We start from the raw sequence: 24,223 nt of genomic DNA, 5'->3' as shown, positions 1-24,223 counted from the left end.
ACCAGGTCGAAGGGGCGGCGGGGTCAGGTGCCGCCGCCCCTGGTCGGTGGGGACCGTCAGGCGACGATCGTCTCCTGGAGGCGGGCGTCGGTGAGGGACCGGCCGGCCGTCAGGACGTACGCGCCCGGCCGGTGGACCCAGGCGCCCTCGGTCTCGTCCCAGATCTCGAAGGCGCGGCGCGGGAGTTCGATCACCGCTTCGGCGCTCTCGCCGGGCGCCGCGGTCACCGTCGCGAAGCCGGCCAGCCAGCGGGCCGGGCGGTCGGTGCCGGCCTGGGACGGCGCGGGAGCCAGATAGAGCTGGACGACCTCGCGGCCCGTCCGCTCCCCCGTGTTGCGGACGCGGACCGTCGCCGTGGTGCCGTCGGCGCCGTTCATCTCCAGCGCTTCATAACTCCAGTCGGTGTATCCGAGGCCGTGGCCGAAGGGGTAGGCGGGGGTGGCGCCGGACCGGTCCCAGGCGCGGTAGCCGATGAACACGCCCTCGGTGTAGGCGAGTTCGCCGTCGGTGGGGGTGACCCGGGTGACGGGGGCGTCGGCGAGCGCGCCCCAGGTGGTGGGCAGCCGGCCACCGGGCTCCTCGGCGCCGCCGAGCACGTCGGCGAGGGCGGCGCCGCCCTCCTGGCCGGGGAACCAGCTCAGCAGCACGGCCGCCACGTCGTCGCGCCACGGGAGTTCCACCGGGGAGCCGGAGTTGACGACCACGACGGTGTTCGGGTTGACGGCGGCGACGGCGCGCACCAGGTCGTCCTGGCGGCCGGGCAGCCGCAGATCGGTGCGGTCGAAGCCCTCCGACTCGACGCGCTCGGTCGTCGCGACCACGACGACGGTGGCCTCGGCGTCGCGCGCGGCCTCGACGGCCTCGGCGATCAGCGCGTCGGCGTCGCGGCGCGGGCCGAGGTGGACGAGGCTGAACAGCACGGCGGGCAGCGGCATCGCGAGGGACTTGTCGAGCGGGTGGAGCAGGGAGACCTCGACGGGGCGGCCCTCGGTGAGCGTGACCCGGCCGCGCTCCTGCGGGGCGCCGAAGATCGCCTCGAAGGGGTCGGACTCGGCCCCCATGGACTGGACGCCGTCGTAGAGGACGGTGCCGTCGACGGTGAGGGTGAAGGCGCCGAGCCCCCGGGTGCCGAAGGCGTGGTCGCCGCTCTCGCGCGGGGTGAAGGTGCCGGTGATCTCGACGCTGTGCAGGGCCTCGTGGGTGACGCCCGCGGGGAGGTCGTCGCCGAGCCACTGGAGCTGTCCGCCGGGCAGGGTGCCCTCGCCGAGGACGGTGCCGTCGGCGTCGCGGCAGACCGCGCGCAGCTCGAACCCCTTGTCGGCGGGGGTGAGTTCGTCGCTCGGGTCGGCGCCGACGGCGTAGCTGAGCGCGGGGAACGCGGCGCCGAGGCCGTCGAGCGGGGAGGTGACGTGCGCGGGGAAGACGGTGGCGGAGCCGCCGCCGAGGACGCGGGCGTCGCGGGCGGCGGCGCCGATGAGGGCGATCCGGGTGTCCGGGCGCAGCGGCAGGACCCCGGTGTTGCGGACGAGGACGAAGGCGCGGCGGGCGATCTCGCGGGCCAGCGCCTCGCCGTCGATCTCGGCCGGGGGCGCGGTGACGGCGGGTTCGGCGCCGTCGAGGGCGCCGACGCGGGCGGCCAGGCGCAGGACGCGGCGGACGGCGTCGTCGACGTCGGACTCGGCCGCCTCGCCCGCGCGGACGGCTGCCGCGAGCGCCGGGCCGTAGACGGTCTGCGGGCCGGGCATGGCGACGTCGAGGCCCCCCTGGAGGTCGCCGGTGGTGGAGCGGGCGGCCAGCCAGTCGGAGACGTTGAAGCCGTCGAAGCCCCACTCGCCGCGCAGGATCCCGTTCACGAGGTGGCGGTGTTCGGTCATCGTCGCGCCGTTGACCTGGTTGTAGGCGGTCATGATGCCCCACGGGCGGGCGTCGGCGACGATGGCCTCGAAGGGGGCCAGGTACAGCTCGCGCAGGGCGCGCTCGCCGACGAGGTTGTTCACGGTGAAGCGGTCGGTCTCGGCGTCGTTGGCCACGAAGTGCTTGACCGTGGTGCCGACGCCGCCGGACTGCACGCCCTGGACGTAGCCGGTGCCGATGGCGCCGGTCAGGTACGGGTCCTCGCTGTACGCCTCGAAGTGCCGGCCGCCGAGCGGTGAGCGGTGCAGGTTCACGGTCGGGGCGAGCAGGACGTGGACGCCCTTGCGGCGGGCCTCCTGGGCGAGCAGCGCGCCGGCCCGGCGGGCGAGCGCGGGGTCCCAGGTGGCGGCGAGCGCGGTGGGGGACGGCAGGGCGATCGACGGGTCGTCGGCGGTCCAGCGGGTGCCGCGGACGCCGATCGGGCCGTCGGACATGACCAGGGACGTCAGCCCGATCTCCGGGACCGCGGGCAGCGACCACATGTCCTGGCCGGCGAGCAGCCGGGCCTTGGTGTCGAGGTCGAGCTTGCCGAGTGCGGCCTCCACGGCCGCCTCGCGGGCGTGGGCCCGCTCGTCGCCGCCGGTGTTGTGCGTGGGCGTGTGCGTCTGCGCCATGCCGGCACCTCCTCGTCGAGGTTCATCACGTCTGGATTCCTCCATCCTGCACCCGATACCTGTAGAGCAGTAGGTTTCGTTATCTTCCTGTTATCTACGCCTTCCGGGAGTGCTCCGGTCATGTCGTACGGTGACCGCATGAGCAGCACCAGAAGCGCCCGGAGCGGGGAGCGGCGGGCCGAGATCCTGCGCGCCGCGCTCGAAGTGATCGCCGAGCGCGGGTACCGGGGCGCGAGCCTCGCGGCCGTCGCGGAGCGGGTGGGCCTCACCCAGCAGGGGCTGCTGCACCACTTCCCGACGAAGGAGGCGCTGCTCCTCGCCGTCCTGGAGGAGCGGGACCAGTGGGACGCGGTGCCGAACAGCCGGTGGCGGCTCGACCTGCTGGGCTCGCTGGTGGAGTACAACGCGATGCGGCCCGGCATCGTGCAGACCTTCTCGGCGCTGCTCGGGGAGTCGGTGACCGAGGGTCATCCGGCGCGTCCGTTCTTCACCGAGCGCTATGCCGGGGTGCGGGAGGCGATGGCGCAGGTACTGCGCGCCGAGTACGGGGAGCGGCTGCCGGGCGGGCTCACGCCGGAGCGGGCGGCGCCGCTGCTCGTGGCGGTGATGGACGGGTTGCAGTACCAGTGGCTGCTGGACCCGGATTCGGTGGACATGCCGGGGGCGTTCCGCGATTTCCTGGAACTGCTCGGCGCGGAAGGGTAGTCACTGGTCCCAGGCCGCCGCGAGCCCCTTGCTCACCACGCAGAGGGCGGCGAAGGCGGCAGCCCAGACGTAGGCGCCCATCAGTGCCAGGGCGACGGCGCCCGCGCCGAACCAGAGCACTTCGAAGACGACCCGGGCCGCGCCGCTCGCCTTGTACCTGGCTTTCGGGGAGCCGAGGAGGGCCCAGGCCGCGATCATCACGGCGAGGCCGGTGAAGCCGAGGAGCAGGGACAGCGCGGTCGGCACGTCGCGGGTGAAGCCGTAGGCACCCACCGCGCCGAGGGCGATCAGCTCGATGGCGAAGAGGACGCCCAGGTTGGCCGCCTTCACCAAGCCGCACCCTGCGCGGACTCCCCGGCACGGTCGCCGTCTGAGGCCGCCTGCGCCTCCGGCGGCGCCTCCAGGTCCCGCACCATCAGCGTCGCCCCCGCCACCGCTCCCGGCATCAGGAACACCGCGACGACGGGGACCAGGAACGCCACCGCGAGCGGGGCGCCGAAGCCCCATGCCAGGCCCTTGCGGGACCTCAACAGGGCCAGTCGGTCGCGGAGTTGGACCTCCCGGCGCTGGAGGGCCACGGCCGTCAGTTCCTCGGTGAGGAAGAAGCCGGTGACGAAGAAGCCGATGACCGGGATCACGGTCTGGCCGACGAAGGGGAGGAAGCCGAGCGCGAAGAGCAGGACGCCCCACAGGCCCGCGCGGACCAGGATGCGGAGGCTGTCGCGGGCGGAGATCCACAGGTCGCGCCAGAGCGGCAGGCCCGACTCGGGCACCGTGCCGTCGCCCTCGCTCCGGTCGACCTCCTCGGAGAGGGACTCGTAGAAGGGCTGGCCGATCAGCAGGGTGACGGCGGTGAAGGTGAGGACCGCGAGCAGCAGGCCCAGGGCGAACAGGACCACCGTCAGGAAGCCGCGGAACAGGCCCTGCCACGGGGACGACCAGTCGTCGGCGAACGGCGTCGCCCAGGAGATGAAGTCCTCGCCCCACACGGCCAGACAGACCAGGGCCGCGACGTACAGCACGAGGGTGATCAGGCCGGGCAGCAGGCCCCATCCGTACTGCTTGCCGTGCCGGGCAACCCAGCGCTGCCCCTTCATCAAGTAGCCGAAGCCCGCCCCGAGATCACGCATGGCGCAAACCTTACGGGACGGGCCACAGGCCGTGGACGGTCAGGCCGAGAGCGTGACCGTGATGTTGCCGCGGGTCGCCTTGGAGTACGGGCAGACCTGGTGGGCCTTCTCGACCAGGGCCTTGGCGGCGGCCGCGTCCACGTTCGGGATCGAGGCGGCGATCTCGACGATCAGGCCGAAGCCGTCGTCGTTCTTGCCGATGCCGACCTTCGCGGTGACGGTCGAACCGGTGATGTCGGCGCCCTCCTGGCGGGCGACGACGGCCAGGGCGCCCTGGAAGCAGGCGCTGTAACCGGCCGCGAAGAGCTGCTCGGGGTTGGTGCCGTTGCCCGAACCGCCCTGCTCCTTGGGCGGGTTGACGACGACGTCGAGCTTGCCGTCGTCGGTGGAGACCCGGCCGTCGCGACCGTTCTCGGCGGTGGCTACGGCGGTGTAGACGACGTCGGACTGTGTGATGGCCATGACCGGCTCCCTCGTTCGCGCGTTCACTGTTTTTCGTTAGGCGGAACGAGGTTACCGAATCATGGAACTACTGGATGTGACCGGGGTCACCCGCAGCAGGTCAGAGCTTCACGACCATCTTTCCGGTGTTGTCGCCGCGCAGGACGCCGAGGAACGCCTCCAGGTTGTTCTCGATGCCCTCGACGACCGTCTCGCGGTACTTCAGCTCGCCGGAGCGGACCCAGGCGCCGACCTCCTGCACGAACTGCGGCTGGAGGTCGTAGTGGTCGCCGACGAGGAAGCCCTCGATGCGGCCGCGGGTCTGGATCAGGCGGGAGAGGTTGCGCGGGCCCGGGGCCGGCTCCGTGCTGTTGTAGACGGAGATCGCGCCGCAGATGGCGATGCGGCCGTCGCGGTTCAGGCGCGCGATGGCGGCCTCCAGGTGGTCGCCGCCGACGTTGTCGAAGTAGGTGTCGATGCCCTCGGGGGCCGCCTCCTTCAGCAGCGTGTGGACGTCGCCCGACTTGTAGTTGAAGGCCGCGTCGAAGCCGTACTCCTCCAGGAGCAGCTTCACCTTCTCGTCGGAGCCCGCCGAGCCGATGACCCGCGAGGCGCCCTTGAGCTTGGCGATCTGGCCGACCTGGCCGCCGACCGCACCGGCCGCGCCGGAGACGAAGACGCTGTCGCCCTCCTTGAAGGACAGGGTGCGCAGCAGGCCCGCGTACGCGGTGAGGCCGGTCATGCCGAGCACACCGAGGTACGTGGACAGGGGCGCGGCCTCGGGGTCGACCTTCACGGCCTGCTTGGCGTCGAAGGTCGCGTACTCGCGCCATCCGAAGAAGTGCAGGACGTGGTCGCCGACCGCGACGCCCTCGTCGTTCGAGGCGATGACGACGCCGACCGCGCCGCCCTGCATCGCCTTGCCCAGCTCGTACGGGGCGACGTACGACTTCGCGGCGGACATCCGGCCGCGCATGTACGGGTCGACGGAGACATAGAGGTTCTTGACCAGGACCTGGCCGGCCCCCGGCTCGGTCACCGGGGCCTCGCGCAGCTCGAAGTCCTCGGGCTTGGGCCAGCCGACCGGACGGCTGATCAGGACCCATTCGCGACCGGTGGCGGGAATCTGGGGGGTGTCGGCGGACATGCGGTGACCCTTCGACTAGGAGACGGCTCGGCCCGGAACTATTTCAGTACCTGAAACAACCATGCGTCTGAATATTTCACTATGTCAAGTAAATGGGTACTCTGGAACCCATGACCGCCTCCAGCTCCCGCCGTATGGACCCCCTCACGATCGAAGTGGTCGAGCTGATCGGGGGCGTCGTCGCGCGCTACCACCAGGAGTACGAGGAGGCGGCCGCCCGGCACCGGCTGACCGGGGCGCAGGCGCGCGTGCTGAGCCTGCTCACCCTGGACCCGCTGCCGATGCGGCAGATCGCGCAGCGCCTGAAGTGCGAGCCGTCGAACATCACGGGGATCGTGGACCGCCTCGAGGCGCGCGGGCTCGTGGAGCGGCAGCCGTCGCCCGGGGACCGGCGGGTGAAGGTGGCCGCGCCGACCGTGGAGGGCCGTGAGGTGGCGCGGGGCCTGCGGGACTCCCTGGACTTCGCACGGGAGCCGCTGGCCGAGCTGTCGCGCGAGGAACGCACGGCGCTCAGGGACATGCTGCGCAGGATGCTCGGCGTCGACTGATCCCCGCCCGGGGGCTCAGCCCCTCAGGTGCACCACCACAGGAAGCGGTCGCAGGTCTCCGACGGGCTCGGCTCGGCGGTCGTCTCCGTGGCCGTGGGGCGCGGCGAGGAGGGTGCGGGGCGGGACGACGCGGGCGACGTACCCGCCGGCGAACCGGCCGCCGAGGAGCCGGCGTCGACCGGAACGGCCGATCCGGCGCGCGCCGCCGCGGTGCCGCCCGTCGGGCTCGGCGGGACGGACGGGGACGAGTCCGGGGACGGCGACGCGGACGTGCGCGGCGAGGAGCGCGACACGGGCGGGGACTGCGAGGCGATCGCGCCGCCCGCGGCCGGGGAGGCCGTCCCGCCGTCGCCCGCGCCCACCGCGTCGTCGGATATGTCCGGTGCCGCCCGCGCGCCGCCCTCCGCCGGGGACTCCGTGCCGAGTTCGACCACACCGACACCGCCGGCCACGAGCGCCACACCCGCCACGGCGATGAGGACGCGGCGGCGGGGCGACTTCCTGCGGGCACGGCGGCGCCGGCCGGGGCGGCGCGCGCTCGGCCGGTCCTCGTACTCCGCACCACCCGCGTCCACGGCCTCCTGCTCGACGACCGTCTCGGCGTAGGCGCGCACGGCGTCGGCGGGGGTGCCGCAGCCGGGGCAGGCCAGGGCGCCGTTGAGGTGCCTGTGGCACGGGTGGCAGTAGTCCATGGTGCAGTGAGGCTAGAGGCGCAAGCGTGACGGAAGATGCTGGCGCTGTGAAGCTCCTGTGTGGAACGCGGGCCTCCCCTTCACCACCCACCGGCGCCTTTCCGTGCACACCCATTGACACCCCTGCAGGCCCGTCCTTACTGTCACGCCAACATTTCGAACGAGTGACGAAATATCGAACGGCTCAGGGGGCAACTGCCTTGCGCATCACGGGAATCAGCACACACGTCGTCGGCACTCCGTGGCGGAACCTCACCTACGTCCAGGTGCACACCGACGAGGGGATCACGGGCGTCGGCGAGACCCGGATGCTGGGCCGCACCGACGCGCTCGTCGGGTACCTGAACGAGGCGCGGGCCAACCACATCCTCGGCTCCGACCCGTTCGCCGTCGAAGACCTGGTCAGGCGGATGAAGTACGGCGACTACGGGCGGGCGGGCGAGATCGTCATGTCCGGCATCGCCGTCATCGAGATGGCCTGCTGGGACATCAGGGGCAAGGCGCTGGGCGTGCCGGTGTGGCAGCTGCTCGGCGGCAAGGTCACCGACAGGGTCAAGGCGTACGCGAACGGCTGGTACACCACCGAGCGGACCCCGGAGGCCTACCACAAGGCCGCGTGCGGGGTGATGGAGCGCGGATACAAGGCACTGAAGATCGACCCGTTCGGCACCGGCCACTTCGAACTGGACCACGAGCAGTCGCTGTACGCCGTCTCGCTGATCGAGGCCGTGCGCGACGCGATCGGACCGGACGCCGAGCTGATGCTGGAGATGCACGGGCGGTTCTCGCCGGCCACCGCGATCCGCCTGGCCCGCGACCTCGCGCCGTTCCGGCCCGCGTGGCTGGAGGAGCCGGTGCCGCCGGAGAACCTGAAGGCACTGGAGAAGGTCGCCGCGAAGGTGGACATGCCGGTCGCGACGGGTGAGCGGATCCACGACCGGATCGAGTTCCGCGAGCTCTTCGAGAGCCAGGCGGTGGACATCATCCAGCCCGACGTCGGCCACATCGGCGGCATCTGGGAGACCCGCAAGCTGGCCGCGACCGCCGAGACGCACTACGTCCTCGTCGCACCGCACAACGTGGGCGGGCCGGTGCTCACGGCCGCCTCGCTCCAAGTCGGCTTCACCACACCGAACTTCAAGATCCTGGAGCACTTCAACGACTTCGCCGACGCCGACATCAAGAAGGTCGTCAAGGGTGCGCCGCAGGTGGACCCGGACACCGGCTGCTTCGAGCTGTCGCACGCGCCGGGCCTCGGCGTCGAGCTGGACGTGGACGCGGCGGCCGAGTTCCCGCAGCAGCAGGCCCGGTTCGACCTGTGGGCCGAGGGCTGGGAGAAGCGCGACCCGAAGGGCGGCGCCCGGTGAGCGGCGCCGTCGTCGTCGAGGCGCCGGGCAGGCACCGGCTCGTCGCGCACGAGCCGGGCGAGCCCGGGCCCGGCGAGGCGCTGGTCCGGGTGCACGCCGTCGGGATCTGCGGCTCCGACCGCGAGCTGTACCAGGGCAACCGGCCGGAGGGGTACGTGCGTTACCCGCTGACGCCGGGCCACGAGTGGTCCGGGACCGTGGCCGCCGTGGGCGCCGGGGTGCCGGAGGCACTCGTCGGGCGGAAGGTCGTCGGCGAGGGGTTCCGGAACTGCCAGGTGTGCGAGCGGTGCCACGCCGGTGAGACCACGCTGTGCACCGCCGGGTACGAGGAGACGGGCTTCACCCGGCCCGGGGCGATGGCGGCGACGCTGGTGCTGCCGGCCAGGCTGCTGCACGTCCTGCCGGACACGGCCGACCTCACGGCCGCGGCGCTGCTCGAACCGGCCGCCTGCGTGGCGGCCGCCGCGCTCAAGGCACGGGTGCGGCCCGGTGAGCGGGTGGCCGTCGTCGGCACCGGCACGCTCGGGATGTTCGCCGTGCAGTTCCTGGCGGCGCACTCCCCCGCCGAGCTGCTCGTGGTCGGCTCCGGCGACGAACGGGCCGCGCTGTCCCGGCAGTTCGGGGGCACCGGCTTCCGGCTGCACAGCGAGCCGCTGCCGGGCGGCTTCGACGTCGTCATCGAGGCGGCCGGGGCCGGTACCGCCGCCAGGACCGCGGCGGCGCTGCTGCGGCGGGGCGGGCGGCTCGTCCTCACCGGGCTGCCGCCGGCCGGTGCCGACGGGCTCGATCCGGCCGATCTCGTCGTGCGGCAGCTGGAGGTGCAGACCGTGTTCGGGGCCGCGCCGGATGCGTGGGCTTATGCGGTGCGGGCGTTCTCGGCGGGGTTGCTCGATCCGTTGCCGCTCGTCACCCATGAGTTGCCGCTCGGACGCTTCGCCGAGGCCATCGAGTTGGTGGGGGCCGGGGGTCCGAAGGTGGGGAAGGTTCTGCTGCGGCCCTAGCCGTCGGGGCTTCGCCCCTCGACCCCTTTCGCCATAGGGGTGGGGTGGGGTGTCGGCCATCCGTCTCGTCGTGGCTGGTCGCGCAGTTCCCCGCGCCCCTGGCTGCACCGTCGACCGACCCGCGTTCGACATCTCGAACCATGATGAACGTAAAGGAACCCGCGTGACCACCTCCCCCCGCCGTCCAGGCGAACCCGCGCTCTCGGCCCTCGGGCTGAGTGCCCCCGACCACGACCCCGCGGACTCCTCCCCGCACGCGTTCCCCGACGGGGGGTCCTGGCGGGTGGAGATTCCGTCCGTGGAGGGGCCCGAGGCCGTCGGGGTCGTCCTCAAGGAGGCGTCGCGGCTGGACGTGCCCATCCACCGGATCAGCCAGGGCAGCGGCATCTGGATGCTGCGCGACGCCGAGATCCTGGAGATGGCCGAGGCGACCGCCGAACGCGGCATCGAGCTGTGCCTGTTCACCGGGCCGCGCGGCACCTGGGACACCGGTGCCTCCGTGCGTACCGACTCGGGCGGCGCCGGGCTGCGCGCCCGTGGCCATGACGCCGTCGCCGGATGCGTCGAAGACGCCGTTCGCGCAACGGAGTTGGGCGTGAGGTGCCTTCTCGTCGCCGACGAGGGCGTGCTGTGGACACTGCACCGGGCGCGGGCCCGGGGCATCATCCCCGCCGACACCACCCTCAAGGTGTCCGCGCTCGTCGGACCCGTCAACCCGGCCTCGTACGCCGTGTACGAGCGGCTGGGCGCCGACTCGCTGAACGTGCCGTCCGACCTGACGCTCGCTCACCTCACGGAGATCCGCCGGGTGTCGGCCGCCCCGATGGACATGTACGTGGAGGCTCCGGACGACCTCGGCGGCTATGTCCGGATGTACGAGATCGCCGAACTGGTGCGCCGCGGCGCCCCGCTGTATCTGAAGTTCGGCCTCGCCAAGGCGCCCTCGATCTATCCGTACGGCGCCCAGTTGCGCGACGTCACCCTCGACACGGCCCGCGAGCGGGTGCGCCGGGGACGGCTCGCGCTCGACCTGCTCGCCCGGCACGGGGCCGACGGCGGCATGTCCCCGCTGGGCTCGCGACTGCCCGGTGACCTCAAGCGGTTCGACACCGGTCAATAACGTTCCGGAAACACAACTTCACAGCACACAACAGAGCCGCGCACAATCCGACACACCCTCCACTCGGTCAACCCCCCGTCCGCGCAGGGCACTTCGCAGCACCGCCGACCGAGCTCGCACCCACACATCAAGGATGATGACCATGCGAAACCGCCGAGCCGCACTCAGCGCGATAGCCGCGAGCGCCACCCTCGCCCTGACCCTCTCCGCCTGCGGCCAGAACAGCGAGGGCGGCAGCAAGGAGGACAAGGGCAGCGCCAAGGGCTCCACCGTCGGCATCGCGATGCCGACCAAGTCCTCCGAGCGCTGGATCGCGGACGGGAACAACGTTGTCAAGTCGCTGAAGGCCAAGGGCTACAAGACCAAGCTGGTCTTCGGCGAGGACGACCCCGACCAGCAGGTCTCGCAGATCGAGAACATGATCACGCAGGGCGTCTCGGCGCTCATCATCGCGGCGATCGACAACAAGTCGCTGGGCAACGTCCTCCAGGAGGCGGCCGACGCGCACATCCCCGTGATCGCGTACGACCGGCTCATTCTGGACTCGAAGAACGTCGACTACTACGCGACGTTCGACAACGAGAAGGTCGGCGAGCTCCAGGCCACCTCGCTCGTCGACAAGCTGGGTCTGTCGGACGGCAAGAAGGGCCCGTTCAACCTGGAGCTGTTCGCCGGCTCCAACGACGACAACAACACCAAGTACTTCTTCAACGGCGCGATGTCGGTGCTCCAGCCCTACATCGACAAGAAGCAGCTGGTCATCAGGTCCAAGCAGACCAAGCTCAACCAGGTCACGACGCTGCGCTGGGACGGCGCCACCGCCCAGAAGCGCATGGACGACATCCTGACCTCGAAGTACTCCAGCGACCGGGTCGACGCGGTGCTCTCGCCGTACGACGGCATCTCGATCGGCATCATCTCCGCGCTGAAGTCCGACGGCTACGGCTCCAAGTCCAAGCAGCTGCCGGCCGTCTCCGGCCAGGACGCCGAGGTCGCCTCGGTGAAGTCGATCATCGCGGGCGAGCAGTACTCCACGGTCTACAAGGACACGCGGAAGCTCGCCGAGGAGGCCGTGACCATGGTCGACGACGTGCTCAACGACAAGAAGCCGGAGACGAACGACAACAAGACGTACGACAACGGCGCCAAGGTCGTCCCGTCGTTCCTGCTCCAGCCGGTCGCCGTCACCAAGGACAACTACGAGAAGACCCTCATCGACGGCGGCTACTACACCAAGAAGGACCTGGGCCTGAAGTAGGCAACCCAGAACCCCAGTTGACCGCCTCCGCACACTAGATGAAGGGCACGACCATGGCGGGACCCGTCCTGGAAATGCGCTCGATCGTCAAGACCTTCCCGGGCGTCAAGGCGCTGTCGGACGTCTCCCTGAGCGTCCGCGCGGGCGAGGTCCACGCCATCTGCGGGGAGAACGGCGCCGGAAAGTCCACCTTGATGAAGGTGCTCTCCGGCGTCCACCCGCACGGAAGTTACGACGGGGAGATCCTCTTCGAGGGTGAGCCTTGCCGGTTCAAGGACATCAACGCCAGCGAGAAGCGCGGCATCGTCATCATCCACCAGGAGCTGGCCCTGGTCCCGTACCTGTCGATCGCCGAGAACATGTTCCTCGGCAACGAGCACGCCTCGCGCGGGCTCATCGACTGGCACGAGACCCTCGGGCACGCCACGCGCCAGCTGCGCCGGGTGGGTCTCGACGAGAACCCCAACACCGCCGTCGCCGACATCGGCGTGGGCAAGCAGCAGCTCGTGGAGATCGCCAAGGCGCTCTCCAAGGAGGTGAAGCTGCTCATCCTCGACGAGCCGACGGCCGCGCTGAACGACGAGGACTCCGACAAACTCCTCGACCTGATCCTGGAGTTGAAGAACCAGGGCATCACCTCGATCATCATCTCCCACAAGCTCAACGAGATCCGCAAGGTCGCCGACTCGGTGACGATCCTGCGGGACGGGCGCACCGTCGAGACGCTGGACGTGAAGGCCGAGGCCACCACCGAGGACCGGATCATCTCCGGGATGGTCGGCCGCGACCTCGACCACCGCTTCCCCGACCGCACCCCGCACCACGCCGAGGCCGGTGCCGCGCCCGCCCTGGAGATCCGCAACTGGACGGTGCACCACCCCATCGACCGTGAGCGCAAGGTCGTCGACGACGTCTCGCTGCACGTCCGCCGCGGCGAGATCGTCGGCATCGCGGGGCTGATGGGCGCGGGCCGCACCGAACTGGCGATGAGCGTCTTCGGGCGCACCTACGGCAGGTACACGGGCGGCACGGTCCTCAAGGACGGCCGGGAGATCCGGACCCGGACGGTCTCCGACGCGGTCGGGCACGGGATCGCGTACGCCACCGAGGACCGCAAGCACTACGGCCTCAACCTCATCGACACCATCAACCGCAACATCTCCCTCGCGGCGCTCGGCAAGGTCGCCCGGCGCGGCATCGTCGACGAGCACGGGGAACGGCAGGTCGCCGAGGAGTACCGGAAGTCGATGAACATCAAGGCCCCGACGGTGTTCGAACCGGCGGGCAAGCTGTCGGGCGGCAATCAGCAGAAGGTCGTCCTCAGCAAGTGGATCTTCGCGGGTCCGGAGATCCTCATCCTCGACGAGCCGACCCGCGGGATCGACGTCGGTGCCAAGTACGAGATCTACACGGTCATCGACAAGCTGGCGGCCCAGGGCAAGGCGGTCGTCTTCATCTCCTCCGAGCTGCCCGAGCTGCTCGGGATGTGCGACCGCATCTACACGATGGCCGCGGGGCGCCTGACCGGCGAGGTGCCGCGCGCCGAGGCGACGCAGGAATCGCTGATGCGCCTGATGACGAAGGACAAAGAGGTAGCGCGATGAGTACGGACGTGACGAAGACCCCGGCGGCGGCCCCGCCGGGCAAGGACGGGTCCTCGGGCGCCGAGGGCGGTCTCGTGGGGCTCGTCGTGGACGGGCTGCGCCGCAACATGCGCCAGTACGGCATGCTGATCGCGCTCGGCCTGCTCATCGCGGTGTTCGCCGTGTGGACCGACGGCACCCTGATCACCCCGCACAACGTCTCCAACCTGGTCCTGCAGAACTCCTACGTGCTGATCCTCGCGATCGGCATGATGCTGGTGATCATCGCGGGTCACATCGACCTGTCCGTCGGGTCGCTGACCGCGTTCGTCGGGTCGACGGCCGCGGTGCTGATGGTCAACAACGACGTCTCCTGGCCGGTCGCCCTGATCGTCTGCCTGGTGATGGGCGGGGCCGCCGGTGCCCTCCAGGGCTGTCTGATCGCGTACGGCGGCATACCGTCGTTCATCGTGACGCTGGCCGGCATGCTGGTCTGGCGCGGCCTCACCGAGATCCTGCTCAAGGGGCAGACCCTCGGCCCGTTCCCCTCCAGCATCGGCGACCTGGGCAACGGCTTCCTGCCGGAGGTCGGCCCGAACACCAACTACCACAACCTGACCCTGCTGTTCGGCATCCTGCTCGCCGCCTCCGTGGCCTGGCAGGAGGTGCGCGACCGGCGCAGGCAGCGGGAGTTCTCCCTCGACGTCGTGCCCCGCAACCTGTTCGTCCTGAAGCTGGTCGCCATCGTCGCCGCAATCGCCGTCGTCACGCTGCTGCTCGCCAGCTACAAGGGCGTGCCGATCGTGCTGCTGATCCTCGGCGTGCTGGTGGTCGGCTACGGCTACCTGATGCGCAACTCCGTCTTCGGCCGCCACATCTACGCCATCGGCGGCAACCTGCCCGCGGCCAAGCTGTCCGGCGTCAAGGACAAGAAGGTCACCTTCTACGTCTTCCTGAACATGGGCGTGCTCGCCGCCCTCGCCGGTCTGGTGGTCGCCGCCCGGCTGAACGCGGCGTCACCCAAGGCGGGCCTGAACTTCGAACTGGAGGCGATCGCCGCGTCGTTCATCGGCGGCGCGTCCATGAGCGGCGGTGTCGGCACCGTCCTCGGCGCCATCATCGGCGGTCTCGTCCTCGGTGTGCTGAACAACGGCATGAACCTGCTGGGCGTCGGCTCCGACTGGCAGTCGGTGATCAAGGGACTCGCGCTGCTCGCCGCGGTCGGGTTCGACGTCTGGAACAAGCGGCGGGGCGGTCGCTAGGGCGTGTGTCGAAAGTCCCGTCGTCCGCCCGGAGGGCGGGCCCCGCGGTGTCTGGTGCGTGCGATCGCAAGGCGCCGGAGCGCCCTCATAGCGGAGCTATGCGGGCGTTCCGGCAACGCCGCGAGCGTGCGTGCCAGGCGCCGCGGGGCAGGCGGGACTTTCGACACACGCCCTAGGCGCGCTCAGCACGGTGTGAGCACCTCTTGAGCACCTCCCGTTGAACACGGCCCTGCCCGTATCCGTATCTCCCCTCGACACGGATACGGGCGGAGGCAGTCGATGAGCGCGAGCGTCGTTTCGCTGTTCCAGGGCAGTACGGCCCACTCCCCTTCCTACGGCCAGCTCACGCGGGCCGGGGCGGCGGCGGGGACCGGCGGGGCCGTCACCGACTTCTGCATCCCCTGCAACCCGTACTTCCCGACACCCGCGATGCTGGACGGGCTGCGCGGGCGGCTGCACGAGATCCTCACGTACTACCCGAGCGACGCGGGCACGATCACGGCCGAGCTGTGCCGGGTCCTCGGCCTCAACCCGCAGACGGTCGCGATGGGCAACGGCTCGACCGAACTCATCACGTGGATCGACCACTTGCTCGTACGGGAATCACTGGCGGTCCCCGTCCCGACCTTCGGCCGCTGGACCGACCAGCCGATGGAGACGGGCAAGCGGGTCGACATGTTCCCGCTGCCGGAGCGCGACGGCTTCGCCCTGGACCCGGCCGCGTACGCGGACTTCCTGCACGCGCGCGGGTCGCGCGTCGCGGTGGTCTGCAATCCGAACAACCCCGACGGCGGGCTGCTCCCCCGCCGCGCGCTGCTCGCCCTCCTCGACGAACTGCGCCATCTGGACCTGGTCGTCGTCGACGAGTCGTTCCTGGACTTCGCCGACGGCGCGGTCGACGGCGGCGCCCCGAGCGTCGTCCACGAGGCGGTGCTGCGGCCCAACGTCATCGTGCTGCGCAGCCTCGGCAAGAACTTCGGGCTGCACGGCATCCGCTTCGGCTACCTGGTCGCGAACCCGGGGCTCGCGGGCCGGGTGCGCGCCGCGCTGCCGAAGTGGAACCTCAACTCCTTCGCGGAGACGGTGGTGTTCATGCTGCGCGACCACCGCCAGGAGTACGCCGACAGCATCCGCCAGGTGTGCCGCGACCGCCAGGACATGCGCTGGCACCTGTCGCGGCTGTCCGGCCTGACCGTCTACCCGTCGCAGGGGAACTTCCTGTACGTGCGGCTGCCGGACGGTATCAACGGCACCGTGGTCCGCGACCGCCTCCTGGAGCGGCACGGGGTGCTGGTCCGCGAGTGCGGCAACAAGATCGGATCGTCCAGCGGCTTCCTGCGCCTCGTGGTGCGCCCGCAGACCGACGTCATGCGCCTGGTGTCCGGTCTGGAGGACGTCCTCGGTGCGGGGAGAGGAGCCGTCGTGCCCGAGCTGGACGGAGGGACCACCACCTACAGCTCGGGCACGGCGGCGGTGGACCGGATCGTCACGGGGTACGCGGGCTGACCTCGCCTGCGGTCACGGGTTGTGCCAGGCCGCCGGGTCGTCGGCCAGTTGCCGCACCGGGTCCGGGAGCCGGTCGTGGGCGAGGTCGTCGAGGGTGACGCCTTCGAGGATCTTGCGGACGTTGGCGCGCAGCGCCACCCACAGCGGGAGCAGCGGTGCGGCGGCGCCGCTGTAGGCGAGGGCGCTGGGCCGCTCGCCGCGCACCGAGACGATGGGGCCCTCGACGGCGCGGACGACGTCGGCGACGGTGATCGTGTCGGCGGCGCGGGCCAGCAGGTAGCCGCCGTTGCCGCCGCGCCGGCTGAGCACGATGCCGCCGCGCCGCAGATCGCTGAGGATGCCCTCCAGGAACTTGTGCGGGATGTCCTGGGCGGCGGCGATGGCCTCCGCCTTGACCGGGTCTGCGCCGCCGCGGACGGCCAGTTCCAGGCTCGCGCGCACGGCGTAGTCGGCTCGGGCTGAAATCCTCATGCCGTCATTGTCGGGGACGGTTCACTCTCCTCGGCCCGCTCTCCCCCGGGCCGCGCCGGGGTGGCGCGACGGGTGCGCAGGGTCACGACGGTGCCGAGCGCCGCGAACGCCAGGCAGGCCAGCACCAGCGGGGTGCCGGACACGCCCCACATGGCGAGTCCCGAGCCGGTGAGCAGCACGACGAGGGCCCAGCGCAGGGCGGGCCCGGAGACCCGGGTGGAGAGCACGGCACCGGCCACGACACCGGGGATCGCGCCGATCAGCAGGGTGCCGGCGAGGCCGAGGGAGACGTCGCCGACGAGCAGGTGGCCGAGGGCGGCGGCGCCGACCAGCGGGACGGCCTGCACGAGGTCGGTGCCGACCAGGTGGTTCGCCCGGAGCCGGGGGTGGGCGAGCATCAGCATCACGATGATCAGGGATCCGGAGCCGACCGAGGTCATCCCGACCACGACCCCGCCGACCAGCCCGATCAGCAGGGTGGCCACCGGCCGGACCCGGACATCGGCGTCCTCGGCGTCGGCGGTGCCGAGACCGCGGCGCCGGTCGAGCCACATCCGGGCGAGCATGCCGGTCACCGCGAGCAGCAGGGCGCCGCCGATGACGTACTTGACCCGGGTCTGGAGGGTGTCGCCGTCGCCGAGCGCCCGGAGCAGCAGGGCTCCGCCGAAGGCGGCGGGCAGGGCGGTGGGCAGCAGCCAGCGGACGATGTCCCAGCGGATGGTGCCCGCCTTGTGGTGGACCGCGGCGCCGAAGGGCTTCATGAACAGGGAGGTCGCCAGGTCGCTGCCGATGGCGGCGGTGGGGTTGACGCCGAAGAACATGACCATGATCGGGGTCATCAGGGCGCCACCCCCCATGCCGGTGAGCCCCACGGCGAGCCCGACCAGGGCACCGGCCACGACGATCGTCCAGGAGAGATCCATGGCGGCCACTATGCACACCATCCCTAGGGAAAAGGTATGAATAGCGGCTTGGTCTCAGCACGTGGAATCCGCGGCCGGACACGGGTGCGGGCCGCGGCACCCCTCGCCGCGGCCCGCACCCCTCTCATGGGGCGGCCGTCAGCCGGTGAACCCGGCCACGCCCTGCGGTGTGCCCCAGCCGGTCGGACCGTCGTAGCCGGCCTTCGCGGTGCACAGGTAACTGCTGGAGCAGCTGCCGTTGTTGCCGGACGTGACGTCGTTCAGCGCGGAGGTCCCGGCCACGGCGTACGGGAACTTCGCCGGGTACGAGCCGGACGACGGGGTGCCGCCGAGCGCGTAGACCGCCGCGATGATCGGCGAGGAGGCGCTGGTGCCGCCGAAGGTGTACCAGCCGGCGGTGATGCCGTACGAGTCGTAGACGGAGACGCCGGTGGCCGGGTCGGCGACGGCGGCGACGTCCGCGATCGTCCGCTTCGAGCAGCCGGTGTCGGTCTGCCAGGCCGGCTTGGTGTCGTAGGCCGAGCAGCCCGAGCCGGTGCCCTCGGTGCTGCTGGTCTTCCACACGCTCTCGGTCCAGCCGCGGGTGGTGGAGGTGGCCTTGGTGAGGGCCGTGCCGCCGACCGCGGTGACGTAGCGGGAGGCCGCCGGGTACTCCGCGCCGTAGCCCTCGTCGCCCGCGCTGACGGTGATGGCGACGCCCGGGTGGTTGAAGTACGAGGAGTCGTAGGAGCTGTCCGAGGAGGACTCGGAGCCGCCGTAGCTGTTCGACACGTACTTGGCGCCGAGGGTGACGGCCCGGTTCACGGCGGTGCCGAGGTTGGCCATCGACGCGGACTTGGCCTCGACGAGCAGGATGCTGCACTTCGGGCAGACCGCGCTCGCCATGTCGAGGTCGAGGGATATCTCCTCGGCCCAGCCGCTGTCGGCGGTGGGCAGCGAGGTGGTGGAGCCGGTCTGGCTGACCTTCTTGAAGCAGCCGTTGGCCGTGGTGCAGGCCGGAAGACCGTAGTACGAGCGGTACTTGGCGAGGTCGGCCGCGGCGTTCGGGTCGTCGTAGGCGTCGACGATGGCGATCGTCTCACCGGCGCCCTTCGCCGCGGCGGCCGAGGTCAGGCCGTAGGCGGCCTGGAGGTCGGACGGCCCGTACCCGGACGGGGTGGAGGCGTCGGCCGCGTCGGGGGCGGCGTGTCCGGCCTTGGCACGCTGAACGGCGTACGCGGTGGTGCCGCCGGTCACCCGCTTCGCGCCGCAGGCCATCTCGCCGGCCCTGGCGGGCTGCGAACAGGCTCGTTTCCAGGTCACGTGCGGGGTGAGCGAACGCGTGGTCGCCGAGGCGGCTCCGGCCTGGTCGGCGGCGCCGAATCCGGCGAGGACGAGCGCTGCCGTGCCGAGCAGCGCGGCGCCGGCGCGGCGCCATCTGTGGGGGTGTGTGTCGCGCAACGTACTGCCTCCTGAGAAGGGTGGACAGGGGCGGTGCGGGTGCTGTGCGACCGCCGGTCCTGTGTCCCCGGCGGCCGCGGACGATGCTTGCTTTGTTGCGCACACTTCAACAAGAGGCGGCGAGGACTCCAGGGCTCCGCTTTACCGAATCCGTCCGCTTCAACGGGACGTAGATAAGCGGTAGTTGACCGTGGTCACAGGAACCTCATGGTTTCGGCCGCCGGCCGGGTCACCCCAGCCTGATCACGTTCCACGACAACGGCTCGAGCTCTGCCGTCAGGACGCCGTCCGCCAGAACGGTCCCCGCCGCCGCGTGCGGGGCCACCCGCTCGGGGTCGGTGAGGGTGTTGCGGGCGTCCGGGTCGGCGTCGGCCAGCACCGAGTGCTCGGTGACCGAGGTCAACCGCATTCCGCCGACGGCGACTTCGAGCGGCAGGGAATTCGTCTGGCTGCGGTTGACCGCGAAGACGGTGACCGTGCCGTCCGCGGCGCGGACCGCCGTGGCGTGCAGCAGATCGGCGGTGCCGTGCCGCTCGGTGTCGTACGTCGGCGAGTCGACGCGGACGTCGAGGACCTCGCCGCGGCCGTGCTTCGACGCCTGCGCGAACGGGAAGAACGTCGTCTGCCGCCAGGCCGGGCCGCCCGGCTCGGTCATGATCGGGGCGATGACGTTGACCAGTTGGGCGAGGCAGGCGACCGTGACGCGGTCCGCGTGGCGCAGCAGGGCGATGAGCAGCGAGCCGAGGACGACGGCGTCGGTGACCGAGTAGACGTCCTCCAGCAGGCGCGGGGCCTCGGGCCAGTCGAGCGCGGAGACCTCGGCGTCGGTGCGCGACATGTACCAGACGTTCCACTCGTCGAAGGAGAGGTTGATCCTCTTCTTCGACTTGAGGCGGGCGCCGACGTGGTCGCAGGTCGCGACGACGTTCTCGATGAACGACTCCATGTCCACCGCGGAGGCGAGGAAGGAGTCGCGGTCGCCGTCGTGCTCCTCGTAGTAGGCGTGCAGCGAGATGAAGTCGACGAGGTCGTACGTCTCCTGGAGGACCGTCGACTCCCACGCGGCGAACGTCTCCATGCCCTGGCCGGAGCTGCCGCACGCGACGAGTTCCACGTCCTTGTCGATCTGCCGCATCGCCCGCGCCGTCTCGGCGGCGGTCCGGCCGTACTCCTCGGCCGTCTTGTGGCCGGTCTGCCAGGGGCCGTCCATCTCGTTGCCCAGGCACCACAGGCGGATGCCGAAGGGGTCCTTGTCGCCGTGCTCGGCGCGCAGGTCCGACAGGGCCGTGCCGGAGGGGTGGTTGGCGTACTCCTGGAGCTCGATGGCCTCGGCGACGCCGCGCGTGCCCAGGTTCACCGCCATCATCGGCTCGGCCTGCGCGCCGACCTTGCGCAGGAACGCGATGTACTCGGACAGGCCGAAGCGGTTCGGCTCCGTGGTGCGCCAGGCCAGGTCGAGGCGGCGCGGGCGGTCCTCGACGGGGCCGACGGAGTCCTCCCACTTGTAGCCGGAGACGAAGTTGCCGCCGGGGTAGCGGACGGCGGTGACGCCCAGCTCCCGCACCAGGTCGAGGACGTCGGTGCGCAGGCCCGCCTCGTCCGCGCCCGGGTGGCCGGGCTCGAAGATGCCGGTGTAGACGCAGCGGCCGAGGTGTTCCACGAACGACCCGAACAGGCGCGGGTCGACCGTGCCGATCGTGAAGGCGGGGTCGAGGGTGAAGCGTGCGGTGGCCAAGGCGTTCCCTCCCTTTCGGAGTGCGGCTTTCGTCGTGGCTGAGCGCGCGGTTCCCCGCGCCCCTATCGGGGCTGTCCGAAGGCGGGCTGCGGCAGACCCTGGCCGATTCCCGGGAGGACCAGCAGCGAACCGGCCGGCGGAGAGGGGGCGTTCAGGCCCACCCGGGCCGTCGAGACGTACAGGTCACGCAGGTCCGGCCCGCCGAAGGCGCAGGCCGTGGGCCGCCGGACCGGCAGCGGGACGACCCGGTCCAGGGCGCCGGAGGGTGTGTAGCGGCGCAGGGCCCCGCCGTCCCACAGGGCCACCCAGACGCACCCGTCGGCGTCCACGGCGATCCCGTCGGGGACGCCCGCACTCTCCTCGACGGTCACCAACTCCCGCCGGTTGCGCACGTGTTCGCCGTCCACGTCGAAGACGTCGATGCGGCTCGTCGCCGTGTCGACGTAGTACATCAGCGCGCCGTCGGGGCTCCAGCCGGTGCCGTTGGAGACGGTCACGTCGTCGAGGACCTCGACCGCCGTGCCGTCGGGGGCGAGGCGGATCAGATTGCCGCCGCCGCGCCGCTCGTCGTACGCCATCGAGCCCGCCCACAGGGCGCCGTCGGGAGCGACCGCCGCGTCGTTCCCGCGGCGCCCGGGGACCGGCTCGCGGTGCAGCCAGCCGAAGGTGCCGTCGGGGCCGTAACGGGCCACGCCGTCACGGAGGTTGACGATCAGACCGCCGCCCGCGCACGGCTTGGCGGCGCCCACGTGCTGCTCGGCCGCCAGCACCGTGCGACGGCCGCTGCCGGGCTCGAAGGTGTGGACGCGCGAGCCGAGGATGTCGACCCAGATCAGCCGCTCGGCCGCCGCGTCCCAGGTGGGGCCCTCACCGAGCTCGGCGGTCTCGCGCACCGCCACCTCGGCCCTCACGGCGTACCCCGGTGGCCGAGGCGCTCGGACAGATCGGCCGCACCCTTCGCGGCGAGCTGCGCCAGCTCCGCCTCGCGGGCGTCCGTCCAGCGGATCATCGGTACGGAGATGGAGAGCGCGGCGACGACCCGGCCGGTGCGGTCGCGCACCGGCGCGGCGACGCAACTCACGTCCGGGTTGGACTCGCGGCTCTCGACGGCGACCCCGCGCCCGCGGATCGCGTGCAGGGCCTCGCGCAGCGCGGCCGGGTCGGTGATCGAGTTCTCCGTCATGGCGGTGAGCGGGGCGTCGTCCGGGATGCGGGCGGCCAGCTCGGGCTCGGGCAGGGACGCGAGGAGCATCTTGCCGACCGAGGTGCAGTGCGCGGGCAGCCGGCGTCCGGCCGCCGAGACCATCCGCACCGCGTGCGTGGAGTCGACCTTGGCGATGTAGATGACGTCGGTGCCCTCGAGGATCGCCACGTGCACCGTCTCGTCGCAGGTCTCGGCGACCGAGCGGGCGACCTGCTGGCCCTCGGCGGCGAGGTCGAGCTGCTCCGCGTACCGGCTGCCGAGCTGGTAGGGGCGCACCCCGAGACGGTAGCGGCCCGGCTCGCCGGGGACCTGCACGATGTACGAGCGGGCGGCGAGCGTGGTGACCAGCTCGTGCACCGTGGTGCGCGGCAGCTGCAGCTTGCGGACGATGTCGGGGGCGGACAGCGTGCCGTCCCCGTCGAGGAAGAGCTCCATGATGTCCAGAGCCCGGGTCACGGCTGGTACGAGGCGTCCCACGACCGATCCCCTCCCTATGTTCGATATTTCAACAGACGGCCGGTATGGCGAACATAGGCTATGCACAGCGCCCTTGACCGGGCAATGGGCCGACGTTGCGCGACCATGGAGGGCATGCCGCGCCCCGCACCGTCCTCAGGTCCCGCCGAACCCTTCACCCCGCTCCACTTCCAGCTGGTGCTGCTGCGCAGGATGGCCGACCACAATCCGGAGCTGGTCGAGACCGCCCGCGCCGATCTCGGCGTCTCCGTCGCCGACATGCGGGAGGCGAACCGCCGCTGGCAGGCCATGGTCCGTTCGCCCCGGGCGCGGGCGGCGGTCTCCCGCTACCGCTCGGTCCTCGGTGCTCCCGAGCACACGCTGACCCGCAGGATCGGCGACATGGAGTGCGAGGCGCTGCTGTGGCCGGTGCCGCTCTGGCCCGGCCTCCGCTTCGAGGTGCTGCTCTCCCCGCAGGGCGCGGTCTGGAACGACTGGCTGATCCGCGCCCCCGGCGTCCCGGGCCCGGTGCTGCGGACCCTCGACGACCTCGCCCCGTGGTCGTGCACGGTCGACGAGGCGGCCCGCGCCTTCGCCCCGGCCCGCCCCCTCGAAGGCTCGGCGCCGACCCGCTGGGGCCTGGCGTTCACGGCGCCGGACGCGTCGGGGACACCGCGCGAGGTGCGGGCCGAGTTCACCTACGGGCTGCTGCAGCGCTGGACGCTCACGGGGCGGCCTTGAGGATCGCCTCGGCGACGGCCGGGAGCGATCCCGGGTGCGCGGCGGCGAGGAACAGATTCGGCTCGACGAGTTCCAGCTCCATCACGCACGGCCGCCCGTCGGGGCCGTCGACCAGGTCCACACGCGCGTACAGCAGCCGGTCCGCGCCGCCCGGCACGGCGGCCAACGCCCGCTCGGCGACGGCGTGTTCGGCGTCGGTGGGCCGCCACGGCTCCAGCGCGGGGTGCGCGACCTTGCGGACGTCGAAGGCGACGCCCGGGGCCAGGACGGCGCCCTTGCGCACGGAGTGCAGGAACTGCCCGCCGTAGAACAGCACGGCGCGCTCCCCGTTGATGTCGATCCCGTCGACGTACGGCTGCACCATCGCGGTCAGCCCCTCGGCGTGCATCCGCACCAACTGCCGCAGCGCCGTGTCCCGTTCGGCCGGGGTGTAGCGCGCGGCGTACCGGGCGCCCGCGCCGGACGCCGGTTTGACGACGTAGGCGCGGTCGTCGGGCAGGTCGGGGGTGTCGCCGGGTGCGACGTACGCGGTGGGCACGGTGGGCACCCCGGCGCGGGCGAGCTCGCCGAGATAGCGCTTGTCGGTGTTCCAGCGGAGCACGTCGACGGGGTTGGCGAGCCGGGTGACGGCGGCGCACCGCGCGGCCCACTCCAGGAACTCCGCGCGCCGCCAGCTGTAGTCCCAGGTGGAGCGCAGGACGACCAGGTCGAAGGCGCCCCATTCGACGGCCGGGTCGTCCCACTCGACGGCGACGGCGTCGGCACCGCGCTGTCGCAACTCGGCGACGATCAGGGGCAGGTCGCGGTCGACACTGATCTCGGGTCCGGGCCGGCAGGTGACGAGGGCTATGCGGGGCATGCCACCAGGCTACGGCCCGCCCCGGCAGCCACTCGAGCACGGCTCCCGTCATGCCCGGCTGCGGGCCGTTGGGGGCTGGTCGCGCAGTTCCCCGTGCCCCTGAGGC

Annotated in this window: 23 protein-coding genes; 10 read left to right on the top strand and 13 right to left on the bottom strand. The window is 71.6% G+C overall.

The features are described from left to right. Positions 1 to 56: 56 nt before the first annotated feature. Positions 57 to 2,528: a beta-glucosidase gene (locus tag ABT127_RS04200; protein WP_351444381.1), complete on the bottom strand. Its 2,472-nt coding sequence runs from the start codon at positions 2,526 to 2,528 to the stop codon at positions 57 to 59. 120 nt (positions 2,529 to 2,648) lie between these two features. Between ABT127_RS04200 and ABT127_RS04195 the strand changes: the two genes are divergently transcribed. Next, on the top strand, positions 2,649 to 3,233 hold the full coding sequence (locus ABT127_RS04195) for a TetR/AcrR family transcriptional regulator (protein ID WP_351444379.1): 585 nt from the start codon (positions 2,649 to 2,651) through the stop codon (positions 3,231 to 3,233). Here ABT127_RS04195 and ABT127_RS04190 read toward each other — a convergent pair whose 3' ends face one another. The 4 genes from ABT127_RS04190 to ABT127_RS04175 form a co-directional block, all read right to left on the bottom strand. Beyond that, entirely contained in the window at positions 3,234 to 3,563 is a 330-nt protein-coding gene (locus ABT127_RS04190; RefSeq protein WP_351444378.1) for a YrdB family protein, read from the bottom strand. Next, complete coding sequence (locus tag ABT127_RS04185) at positions 3,560 to 4,363, bottom strand: EI24 domain-containing protein (RefSeq protein WP_351444377.1); 804 nt, start codon at positions 4,361 to 4,363, stop codon at positions 3,560 to 3,562. The genes ABT127_RS04190 and ABT127_RS04185 overlap by 4 nt, the downstream gene beginning before the upstream one ends. 39 nt (positions 4,364 to 4,402) lie before the next feature. After that, the gene (locus tag ABT127_RS04180) at positions 4,403 to 4,825 is read right to left on the bottom strand and encodes an organic hydroperoxide resistance protein (protein ID WP_351444375.1); all 423 of its coding nucleotides are present in this window, start codon (positions 4,823 to 4,825) and stop codon (positions 4,403 to 4,405) included. A 100-nt stretch (positions 4,826 to 4,925) separates the two neighbouring features. Next, entirely contained in the window at positions 4,926 to 5,951 is a 1,026-nt protein-coding gene (locus ABT127_RS04175; protein WP_351444374.1) for an NADP-dependent oxidoreductase, read from the bottom strand. A 92-nt stretch (positions 5,952 to 6,043) separates the two neighbouring features. Between ABT127_RS04175 and ABT127_RS04170 the strand changes: the two genes are divergently transcribed. Then, positions 6,044 to 6,499 (top strand): MarR family winged helix-turn-helix transcriptional regulator, encoded by a 456-nt coding sequence (locus ABT127_RS04170; RefSeq protein WP_502971625.1) that lies wholly within the window; start codon positions 6,044 to 6,046, stop codon positions 6,497 to 6,499. Between the two features lie 23 nt (positions 6,500 to 6,522). On the opposite strand, the gene ABT127_RS04165 is transcribed toward ABT127_RS04170, so the two are convergent. Further along, positions 6,523 to 7,191 (bottom strand): SCO2400 family protein, encoded by a 669-nt coding sequence (locus tag ABT127_RS04165; RefSeq protein WP_351444372.1) that lies wholly within the window; start codon positions 7,189 to 7,191, stop codon positions 6,523 to 6,525. Between the two features lie 200 nt (positions 7,192 to 7,391). On the opposite strand from ABT127_RS04165, the gene ABT127_RS04160 reads away from it, so the two are divergent. The 7 genes from ABT127_RS04160 (at position 7,392) to ABT127_RS04130 (ending at position 16,288) form a co-directional block, all read left to right on the top strand. Then, positions 7,392 to 8,558 carry a mandelate racemase/muconate lactonizing enzyme family protein gene (locus ABT127_RS04160; RefSeq protein ID WP_351444371.1) on the top strand — a complete coding sequence of 389 codons (1,167 nt, stop codon included), beginning with the start codon at positions 7,392 to 7,394 and terminating at the stop codon, positions 8,556 to 8,558. After that, entirely contained in the window at positions 8,555 to 9,559 is a 1,005-nt protein-coding gene (locus tag ABT127_RS04155) for a zinc-dependent alcohol dehydrogenase (protein WP_351444370.1), read from the top strand. The genes ABT127_RS04160 and ABT127_RS04155 overlap by 4 nt, the downstream gene beginning before the upstream one ends. A 163-nt stretch (positions 9,560 to 9,722) precedes the next feature. Continuing rightward, positions 9,723 to 10,679, top strand: coding sequence for a hypothetical protein (locus tag ABT127_RS04150; protein ID WP_351444368.1), 957 nt, complete (start codon positions 9,723 to 9,725; stop codon positions 10,677 to 10,679). A 142-nt stretch (positions 10,680 to 10,821) separates the two neighbouring features. Further along, entirely contained in the window at positions 10,822 to 11,937 is a 1,116-nt protein-coding gene (gene chvE, locus ABT127_RS04145) for a multiple monosaccharide ABC transporter substrate-binding protein (RefSeq protein WP_351444367.1), read from the top strand. Between the two features lie 53 nt (positions 11,938 to 11,990). Continuing rightward, positions 11,991 to 13,541 (top strand): multiple monosaccharide ABC transporter ATP-binding protein, encoded by a 1,551-nt coding sequence (gene mmsA / locus ABT127_RS04140; RefSeq protein ID WP_351444629.1) that lies wholly within the window; start codon positions 11,991 to 11,993, stop codon positions 13,539 to 13,541. Next, complete coding sequence (mmsB, locus tag ABT127_RS04135; protein ID WP_351444366.1) at positions 13,538 to 14,782, top strand: multiple monosaccharide ABC transporter permease; 1,245 nt, start codon at positions 13,538 to 13,540, stop codon at positions 14,780 to 14,782. Before mmsA ends, mmsB begins: the two co-directional genes overlap by 4 nt. Before the next feature lie 279 nt (positions 14,783 to 15,061). Beyond that, on the top strand, positions 15,062 to 16,288 hold the full coding sequence (locus ABT127_RS04130) for a pyridoxal phosphate-dependent aminotransferase (protein WP_502971624.1): 1,227 nt from the start codon (positions 15,062 to 15,064) through the stop codon (positions 16,286 to 16,288). Positions 16,289 to 16,300: 12 nt separating this feature from the next. On the opposite strand, the gene ABT127_RS04125 is transcribed toward ABT127_RS04130, so the two are convergent. From ABT127_RS04125 to ABT127_RS04100, 6 genes are all read right to left on the bottom strand, one after another. Next, positions 16,301 to 16,759: an RrF2 family transcriptional regulator gene (locus ABT127_RS04125; RefSeq protein WP_351444364.1), complete on the bottom strand. Its 459-nt coding sequence runs from the start codon at positions 16,757 to 16,759 to the stop codon at positions 16,301 to 16,303. Then, positions 16,756 to 17,682, bottom strand: coding sequence for a sulfite exporter TauE/SafE family protein (locus ABT127_RS04120; protein WP_351444363.1), 927 nt, complete (start codon positions 17,680 to 17,682; stop codon positions 16,756 to 16,758). The genes ABT127_RS04125 and ABT127_RS04120 overlap by 4 nt, the downstream gene beginning before the upstream one ends. A 138-nt stretch (positions 17,683 to 17,820) precedes the next feature. Further along, complete coding sequence (locus tag ABT127_RS04115; protein WP_351444362.1) at positions 17,821 to 19,122, bottom strand: S53 family peptidase; 1,302 nt, start codon at positions 19,120 to 19,122, stop codon at positions 17,821 to 17,823. A 229-nt stretch (positions 19,123 to 19,351) separates the two neighbouring features. Beyond that, positions 19,352 to 20,857 (bottom strand): arabinosylfuranosidase ArfA, encoded by a 1,506-nt coding sequence (gene arfA / locus ABT127_RS04110; protein ID WP_351444361.1) that lies wholly within the window; start codon positions 20,855 to 20,857, stop codon positions 19,352 to 19,354. 62 nt (positions 20,858 to 20,919) lie between these two features. After that, a complete protein-coding gene (locus ABT127_RS04105; protein WP_351444360.1) occupies positions 20,920 to 21,768 on the bottom strand; it encodes an SMP-30/gluconolactonase/LRE family protein in 849 nt (282 codons plus the stop codon). Continuing rightward, a complete protein-coding gene (locus ABT127_RS04100; RefSeq protein ID WP_351444359.1) occupies positions 21,765 to 22,538 on the bottom strand; it encodes an IclR family transcriptional regulator in 774 nt (257 codons plus the stop codon). Before ABT127_RS04100 ends, ABT127_RS04105 begins: the two co-directional genes overlap by 4 nt. Before the next feature lie 114 nt (positions 22,539 to 22,652). Between ABT127_RS04100 and ABT127_RS04095 the strand changes: the two genes are divergently transcribed. Further along, positions 22,653 to 23,258: a hypothetical protein gene (locus ABT127_RS04095; RefSeq protein ID WP_351444358.1), complete on the top strand. Its 606-nt coding sequence runs from the start codon at positions 22,653 to 22,655 to the stop codon at positions 23,256 to 23,258. On the opposite strand, the gene ABT127_RS04090 is transcribed toward ABT127_RS04095, so the two are convergent. Continuing rightward, positions 23,242 to 24,117 (bottom strand): ATP-grasp domain-containing protein, encoded by an 876-nt coding sequence (locus ABT127_RS04090; RefSeq protein ID WP_351444356.1) that lies wholly within the window; start codon positions 24,115 to 24,117, stop codon positions 23,242 to 23,244. The genes ABT127_RS04095 and ABT127_RS04090 overlap by 17 nt on opposite strands. Positions 24,118 to 24,223 lie beyond the last annotated feature (106 nt).

It is taken from the genome of Streptomyces sp. NPDC001904, assembly GCF_040297005.1.
In the GTDB taxonomy this organism is placed as follows: Bacteria; Actinomycetota; Actinomycetes; order Streptomycetales; family Streptomycetaceae; genus Streptomyces.
The sequence above is the reverse complement of the archived record's forward strand: the minus strand, read 5'-3'. Positions and strand labels throughout refer to the sequence as shown.